At 67.2% G+C, this 7,588-nt stretch carries 9 protein-coding genes; 5 read left to right on the top strand and 4 right to left on the bottom strand.

All coding sequences use genetic code 11. The annotated features are described in order from the left end of the window. On the bottom strand, positions 1–706 hold a 706-nt coding region (locus FXN61_RS26820; RefSeq protein ID WP_167976797.1), incomplete at its 3' end, for an EamA family transporter. 83 nt (positions 707–789) lie between these two features. Here FXN61_RS26820 and FXN61_RS26815 point away from each other — a divergent pair. Next, positions 790–1,341, top strand: a complete 552-nt coding sequence (locus FXN61_RS26815) for a CGNR zinc finger domain-containing protein (protein ID WP_167976796.1) — start codon at positions 790–792, stop codon at positions 1,339–1,341. Here the strand turns inward: FXN61_RS26815 and FXN61_RS26810 are convergent. After that, on the bottom strand, positions 1,265–1,810 hold the full coding sequence (locus FXN61_RS26810) for an SRPBCC family protein (RefSeq protein ID WP_167976795.1): 546 nt from the start codon (positions 1,808–1,810) through the stop codon (positions 1,265–1,267). The genes FXN61_RS26815 and FXN61_RS26810 overlap by 77 nt on opposite strands. A 130-nt stretch (positions 1,811–1,940) precedes the next feature. On the opposite strand from FXN61_RS26810, the gene FXN61_RS26805 reads away from it, so the two are divergent. After that, entirely contained in the window at positions 1,941–2,825 is an 885-nt protein-coding gene (locus FXN61_RS26805; RefSeq protein ID WP_167976794.1) for a helix-turn-helix transcriptional regulator, read from the top strand. Between the two features lie 152 nt (positions 2,826–2,977). Then, positions 2,978–3,484: a hypothetical protein gene (locus FXN61_RS26800; protein WP_167976793.1), complete on the top strand. Its 507-nt coding sequence runs from the start codon at positions 2,978–2,980 to the stop codon at positions 3,482–3,484. A gap of 8 nt (positions 3,485–3,492) precedes the next feature. Here FXN61_RS26800 and FXN61_RS26795 read toward each other — a convergent pair whose 3' ends face one another. Continuing rightward, positions 3,493–3,978 carry a glutathione peroxidase gene (locus FXN61_RS26795; protein WP_167976792.1) on the bottom strand — a complete coding sequence of 162 codons (486 nt, stop codon included), beginning with the start codon at positions 3,976–3,978 and terminating at the stop codon, positions 3,493–3,495. A gap of 122 nt (positions 3,979–4,100) precedes the next feature. Between FXN61_RS26795 and FXN61_RS26790 the strand changes: the two genes are divergently transcribed. Beyond that, entirely contained in the window at positions 4,101–4,472 is a 372-nt protein-coding gene (locus tag FXN61_RS26790; protein ID WP_223165616.1) for an MmcQ/YjbR family DNA-binding protein, read from the top strand. Positions 4,473–4,523: 51 nt separating this feature from the next. On the opposite strand, the gene FXN61_RS26785 is transcribed toward FXN61_RS26790, so the two are convergent. After that, a complete protein-coding gene (locus tag FXN61_RS26785; protein ID WP_167976790.1) occupies positions 4,524–6,035 on the bottom strand; it encodes an ArnT family glycosyltransferase in 1,512 nt (503 codons plus the stop codon). A 1,175-nt stretch (positions 6,036–7,210) separates the two neighbouring features. Here FXN61_RS26785 and FXN61_RS26780 point away from each other — a divergent pair. Continuing rightward, a complete protein-coding gene (locus tag FXN61_RS26780) occupies positions 7,211–7,348 on the top strand; it encodes a hypothetical protein (RefSeq protein WP_167976789.1) in 138 nt (45 codons plus the stop codon). Positions 7,349–7,588 lie beyond the last annotated feature (240 nt).

Below are 7,588 nucleotides of genomic sequence, written 5' to 3'. Positions count from 1 at the left end.
TGCCGAAGACCGCGACGACGAGCAGTGGCACCCACCAGGCCGTGGTCGTGCCGAACAGGGGCAGGTCGCCGAACGTGGCGGTGAACGGGAGCAAGCCGGTCGCCCCGACGAGCGCCAGGACGGGCGCGGCCAGCAGCAGTCCTGCTCCGGCGAGCGCGACCGGAGGAAGGCCGTTGTTGGGGCGTGCGGCGATCAGGAAGTACACGGCGCACCCGATGGCGGCGCCGAAAGCAGCCGCCACACCGATCGGGTCCACGGCCTGAATCGCGCCGGGGCCGATGACGAGCACCAGGCCGCCGACCGCGAGCACCGAGCCGACCAGGACGACGGGCGCGGGCGTTCGCCTGCTGACCGCCCAGGTGAACCCGACCAGGATGAGGGGCGCGAGGAACTCGATGAGCAGCGCGGTCGCCACCGGGATGCGCTGGATGGCGGCGAAGTAGAGGACCTGGGTGACCGCCACGCCGACGAGGCCCATGCCCAGCACGGACCACCGGGCCTGCAGGAGCAAGCTCCACCGGCCGCGCAGCGAGACCACGACGAAGGGAAGCAGCAGGAGTCCGGCGGTGAAGGCGCGGGCCGTGACGGCGGCGGCAGGGGACCAGCCGGCCTCCAACAGCGGTTTGACGAATGCTCCGGAGGTGCCGAACGAGATGAACGAGACCGTTGCCGCGATCAGGCCGGTAGACGTCGGTGAAACCCTCATGCTTGCCTCCCCGCGTCGAGCACTGTCATGGCTTACCGTGGCTGACGGTCCTGACGCTAGGCCGGTCCCGGTAAGGAGTCAATTTGCGTTTTGCCCCTGACACGGAGGACTCGCTCGCTTTCGTCGTCGTCCTGTGCAACACCGATCCATCGGCATCGCGCAGCGGTGCGGACGAGCTGGCCACGGTCGAAGAGCTCGAGGCCCTGCTCGGCCGCTACCAGTACACGGGACGCATCGACCACGACGAGGCGGAACTGCGCGACGTCCATCGCACGCGCGCGCTGCTGAGGCACGTGTGGACCCTCGACCGCGACGACGCCGTCGAAGCTGTGAACAAGATGCTCCGCGACGCCAAGGCAGTCCCGCAGCTCGTGCGGCACGACTCGCTCGACTGGCACATGCACGCCACCGAGTCCAGCTCCCCGCTCGCCGAACGAATCCGAGTGGAAGCCGCGCTCGCTCTCATCGACGTGATCCGGATGAACGAGATGGACCGCCTGAAGATCTGCGCGGCTGACGACTGCGAAGGCCTCGTCCTGGACCTGTCCCGCAACGGCCTCAAGCGGTTCTGCAGCGTGCGGTGCGGCAACCGGATGAACATGATCGCGTTCCGGGAACGCCGCGCTGGTTCGTGACCCATTCGGCGAGGGAAGCCAGCGTGGTCTCAGCGCTGGCAGCCATGTAGTCGCGCAACGCGTTCAGCTCCGCTCGAGTGCGTCCGAGGACCGGGTCCAGGCGGAGCAGCCGCCACGACTGCTCCACCACGGATCCGCGGCCACGGGCGTGGAACGTCCAGCTCCACTCGACGATGCCGTTGTCGGCTCCGCCGACCACGAAGACGAAAGCGGCGCCTGGTTCGGCTTTCACGACCTGCGAGCGGGTGATCCACTCCTTGCTGTCCCTGCGGTTGCGGCCGCTGAACCACGCGCCGGCCTCCGGGCCGGAACCCTCGTCGAAGGCGACGTCGCTCGCGTTCGGACTCCAGCGGCTGATCGAGGACACGTCACTGACGAGGCTGTAGACGTCGGCAGGAGTGGCATCGACCCACGCGCGACGCGTGAAGGTGAAGTCGGACGGGTCGTGCAGTTCGTTGGCGGTGCTCATTGAAGTCCCTTGTTCGACGTGTCTTGGCACCACCCACTTCATCGATCGTCCAGCGTGCGCACCACTCCCAGCTCTGCATATCCCTGGTGGGGACAGGTACCGCGCTCAGGTGCGAGCCATACTCGGATCCATGAGCGGAACTGCACGGTTGGGGGACTTCCTCAAGACGCGGCGCTCGCAGCTTCGTCCCGAGGACATCGGCGTGCTGACCTACGACGAGCGGCGACGTGTGCCAGGTCTGCGACGGGAAGAACTGGCGCGCCTGGCCGGCGTGAGCATTTCCTACTACACGAGGCTGGAACAAGGTCACTCGAACAGCGCCTCGCCCGAGGTGCTGGACGCGCTCGCCACGGCCCTGCGACTGGACGAAGCCGAACGGCAGCATCTGCACACCCTTGCCAGACCGGCAAAGCAGGCACGTCGGGCACGCCGATCGCCGCCCGAACGCGTGTCGGAGGCGACCGGTCAGTTGCTCGACGCGCTGGCGGCCGTCCCCGCGATCGTGCTCGGCCGCCGCAGCGACGTGCTGGCCTGGAACAGGCTGGGACACGCGTTGTTCGCGGGACACCTGGACTTCGACGCGGGGGAGTCGCCGCGACGTCCGAACATGGCCCAGCTCGTGTTCCTCGACTCGCACACCCGCGAGCTGTACGCGGACTGGCCGAGCAAGGCCAAAGCGGTGGTCGGGAACCTGCGCCTGATGGCGGGGCAGCATCCGGACGATGCCGCGCTGCATGAACTGGTGGGGCAGCTGAGTGCCAGGAGCACCGAGTTCGCCTCGATGTGGGCTGACCACCGCGTCAAAGCCTGTGCCACGGCCGAATACGAGATGAGGCATCCCCTGGTCGGTTCGCTGACCGTCACGCAGCAGACCCTGAGCAACGGACCGGGGCCGAGCATCGTGGTCGCCACCGCACCACCCGGCTCGCCGTCGCACACCACGCTGACCCTGCTCGCTCAAGCCACGGCGTCGAGCGCCTCAGCTTCGTCGGTGAACCGGGTCGGCGTCGCCTGATCCACGGCCTCACCGGTGTGGGTGACCAACCTCGACCAGGGCGCCATCGTGCGCATTCCCTTGTATGCCAATGGAAGCCGGTCCCGCACCCTTGGTCGCCTCGTGAGATCATCTGTAGCCGAAGGCGGCCGAAAGGACACGACCACGTGGAAATGGAAAAACTGCTGTGGCGCTTGACCGACAAGTACGCGCCCGCCCCGCCGGCGTACTCCGTCGCGTCCAGGCCCACGTGGTTCGACCACGCCGGTGATCTCGTCGTGGTGAACAGCCCGATCACCTGGGAGACCCCGTGGTTGACCGAGGGCGGGTTCTCCCACCAGCTTCCTGCCGGCAGCCATCCGGTGTACGTGGGCTCCGGCGCCTACGCCCCGCTCGACGAGGACCCCGAGGTGTTCTGGCCCTCCGTCACCCTCGTCGTGATCCCACTGGCCGAGCCCTCGCGGATCGCGGCGGCGGACTGGAACGTCCCCGGCTACCACGACGTCCACCTGATCGAGGACTACGCCGTCCTGTGGGGAGACGAGGCCATGCGCGCCTCGCTCCCGCACGACGTGGACGGCACGCCTTCCTTCGTCCGCGATGCGCGAAGTGACATCCGAGCCGGAGGGCCGCAAGACCGGCAGGGCTACTGGAAGAACGTGTTGGCGGCGTGCGAATAGGAACCGTACTAGCGCAGGGCGGCCTCGATCGCCTCGGTGATCGCCGGGTCTTCTGGCTCGACCCTCGGACGGAACCGGCTCAGCACCTGTCCGTCGCGCGACACCAGGAACTTCTCGAAGTTCCACTGCACGTCGCCTGCGGTCCCTTCCGCGTCGGGGTGCCGCGTCAGCTCCCGGTAGACGGGGTGCTGCCCGGAGCCGTTGACCTCCACCTTCTCGTAGAGGGGGAACGACACCCCGTAGGTCGTCGAGCAGAACGTGGCGATCTCCTCGGAGGTGCCCGGTTCCTGTGCGGCGAACTGGTTGCACGGGAATCCGACCACGGAGAAGCCCTCTTCGCCGTACTTCTCCTGGAGTCGCTCCAGGCCGGCGTACTGCGGGGTGAGGCCGCAGCGCGACGCGACGTTGACGATGAGCAGCACCTTGCCCCGCAACGTGTTCAGGCTTCCTGGCTCACCTGCGAGAGTGGCGACGGGGATGTCGTGGATCTCCATGAGATCAACGTAGTGGAAAACTCGATGCCCACGGCAGCAGTTTCTGGAAGGCCTGACTGCGCCGGCGTTGCCTGGCGCGAGGGGAGTGGACCATGACAGATCGTGCCGACGTGCCGTCCCGGGTGCTCGAAGCGCTCCGCGAAATTTGTGCCACGCTTCCGGAAAGTCACGAGGAAGCGGCCTGGGTGGGAACGCGGTGGCGCGTTCGCCGTCGCACCTTCGTGCACGTCTACACGGTGCGCCCTGGCCAGGACACGGTGTTCGGCCGAGCCTCTGAACTTGATGAGCCGGCGGTGGTCATGACCTTTCGTGCCCAGCCGGAGGAGTTCGAGGCCTTGGTCAACGGCGGGGAGCCGTTCTTCCGCGCGGCATGGGGCCATGACGTGGTCGGGATGATGGTGGAGCCCGATGTCGACTGGGCCGAGGTGAAGGAGTTGCTGACCGAGAGCTATCGCAAGTTCGCACCGGCGAAGCTGGCTCGGCTCCTTCTCTGAACGGCTGTTCACCCACGAGACAGCAGCAACTCCTCTGCGCGGAACACCCGGTTAGTAGGGCCCGATCAGCCGGTACCTGGGCCACAGTTCGGCCCACGGCGCCCGCGGACCGCGGCACACCGAGACGGCCTTGCCCTGCTCCGGGGTCTCCAGCCCGTATCCGTTGTCGATGCGCGCCACCACGGAGCATTCGCGGAAGTCCTGCGCCAGCCGGTTCTCGTCCATGCCAACCACGATCACCACATCCGCCGTCTCGGGCGGCGGTCCCCGGAAGTACAGCTCGTTGTGTCCGCTGTAGATCTGCGGGAGCGGGTGCTCGTCGCGCATCCAGTGCAGGGCGCCCGCCTCGCCGAAGTTCTGCGCCAGCACCACGGCGCGCGATCGCTCGTCGGCGGGCAGCGCGGCGTAGGCGTCGGCGACCTGTCCGACCAGCCGCGGCCAGCCGATGGTCTCCACCGTCAGGCTCGACATCGGGTACTGCGTGTACAACCGTTCCGGCACCACCGGCAAGGCCTGCGCCACCTGCAGCACGGCGAACAGCGACAGCACTGTCACCGTCGCGGGCAGCCGCGCCGGGCGCCGGTCCAACCATCCGTCGGTGACCACGCATCCCGCGGCGACGAGCGGGACCAGGTAGCCCTCTGTGTAGTCGATGCCGCTGGGTGAGACGGTGAGCACCAGGACTGTGCCGACGAGGTAGGCCGCCCCCAGTGCCCGCGCCGGTCGCCATTCCGGGCGGCGTAGCAGGCCGACCAGGCCCGCCACCAGGATCGGTGTCGCCGCCAGCCCGACCAGTACCGCCACGTCATAGGGGAAGAACAGCCGGTCCGCCCAATTGCCCTCTGACAACGACCGTGCCATGACGAGCTGCGGAAAGCCGTTGACCACTTGGTAGATCAGGTTCGGCGCGCCGATCACGAGCATCAGCCCGGCGCCGGCCCACAACCACCGGCTGCGCAGTTCCTTGCGCGGGCCCAGCACCAGCAGCGCCACCACCAGCGTCAGCGGTAGCAGGAGGACGATGTACTTGGCGTACATCGCCACCCCGCACGTCGCACCGACGGCCAACCACCACCGGCCGTCCCCGCGCAGCAGCGCCCGCAGCGCGAACAACGACACCGCGGACCAGGCGACCAGGTCCGGGCTGTTGGTCAGCAGGAAGTGCGACATGGTGAGCACGGTTACCGACGTGCCCACAGCGGCTGCCGCGAGCACTTGCGCGCGTCGGCCGCCGCCCAGCTCCGCGGCGATCAGCGCGGCGAGCACGACGATCGCCACGCCGCACAGCAGGGCCGGCACCCGGATGCCCCATGCCGTGTCGCCGAACAGCACGGCGCCCGCTTTCGCGAGTAGTGGCGCGAGCGGTGGCTGGTCGAAGTAACCCCACCGCGGATCGTCGCCCAGCAGCCGGAAGTACAGCTCGTCAGCCGAGAGCCCGTAGTTCCCGGCGAACGGGAACACCAGGGCCGCGTAGAGCACCGCGATCACCGCCACCGGGCGCCGCGCCAGCGGCACCGCCCTGCCGGTCCGCGCTGCTAATACGTCCGCCGTCAACACCGGCATAGTTCCCCCTCCGGTCGCGGACGAACGACCAGACCATCCGGAACGGTCTCGTCCGCGACACGAACGCCACGTCGCACGGGCGCAGTCATCTCGGCCGTCGACACCAGGTCGACCACGTAGGTCCCGAGCCGATTCATGGCGATGCTATCGCCGTGATCGACTCGGCCTCGTGCTCCAATCGGCGGCAAGATCACCACCAGGTGCGGAATTGACGGCTGGATGATCCCGCTGAGAGCCGGATGTCGAATGTCGAACAGAAGCCCGAGAATCGAAAGGTCAACCGCAGGGCCACCTGCTGCGTTACCCAGGTGCAAATGCCGAGCCGGAGCGCGAGGGGATGCCGCGTTTGCGCAGCTTGAACAGCGCAGTGGCGTGGCAACGCCAGGCGTTGGCCGGTTCGCGCCTGCGCCCAGTCATGGTCGTGAGATGGATGGCGTCGTCGACTGGCTCGGGCGAGAGATCGCGCAGATGCGTCCGTGGACGATGTTGCCGACTGTTCGCCGTTCGATATCGAATCGTTCACCCAGCTCGCACCGGGCACGCCGGGTTTCTGGCTTGGCCTTTCGGGTTGTAATGAGTCCGCAGGAGGTGCGCAATTGAAAGATTGTCACGTCTATCCGCTGACCTGCAGAAAGGACCGGCGGGCGACCTTGGTTGCCTGTTCCGGGTGGGCAATGCCCGCCGGATGTTGGCCAAATGTGGTCACGTTTCCAGAGTTGCCTCGCGCTCTGGAATGGAATGCACCGGGTCGGGGTGTGATGTGCGACACGGTGGGCAGTTGATCACTGCATGTGTCTGTGCGGGTGCTGCAAGTGACGAGGCATTGTACAGCTGCGTATTAGGTGGTTACGTGGCTGTTGAAATGGGTAGGATCTGGAATTGGACTGTTTGGCGGATTCGTGCAGGTTGCGAGTGTGGCTAATCTGCGGTTAGTCACTCAGGTGGCGCGGGGGTTTCTGTGGGGGTTGCTTCCGGCTGATCGATGCACACTATGTGTCTGGCTGAGCCGTGAGTTGGCGGATGACGCGGGGGAGTGTCATGGCCGTGGTACGACAATTGGTGTTTGAGTCGCCTACGGGGTTCCGTACCCGTATGTGTGCTGACCAAACATCGCCCAGAACCGGTTTCGAGGTTGTCGACGGGAACGGCGCCGGCAGGCGCTCTCCGGCTGATCGATGTCCTTGCTCGACGCCCAGCTCGTGGCGGTGAAGCCGCAGCTCGTGGAGCGCGGTCCCGTGATGGGAACGGCTGGGCCGATCCGGTTGCGCAGCGGCCACGTCCAACCCGCCGCTGCCCCGGACAACGTGACCTGATCCGCCGGCACCGCCACGCCGTCGACGGTCCACGACTTCGCACGCGGTACCTCATCTTCGCCGTCCGCGTTCAGTGATCCGCAGAGGCGTCGCTGGAGCCCTGCACTGCACAGGTGCTCCTCCGCTCTCTGTATCTGCGACCTCAGCAGTTCCACCGTTCCCTGGGTAGGGGGCGGTTTCGTGCTTGCCGACAGCGGCACGCCAACTCACTCGTGAAATGGCCGGGGGGCCACCGATTAG

The sequence above is a fragment of the Lentzea indica genome (assembly GCF_012184385.1).
Taxonomy (GTDB): domain Bacteria; phylum Actinomycetota; class Actinomycetes; order Mycobacteriales; family Pseudonocardiaceae; genus Lentzea; species Lentzea indica.
This window is presented reverse-complemented; position numbering and strand designations above follow the sequence as displayed.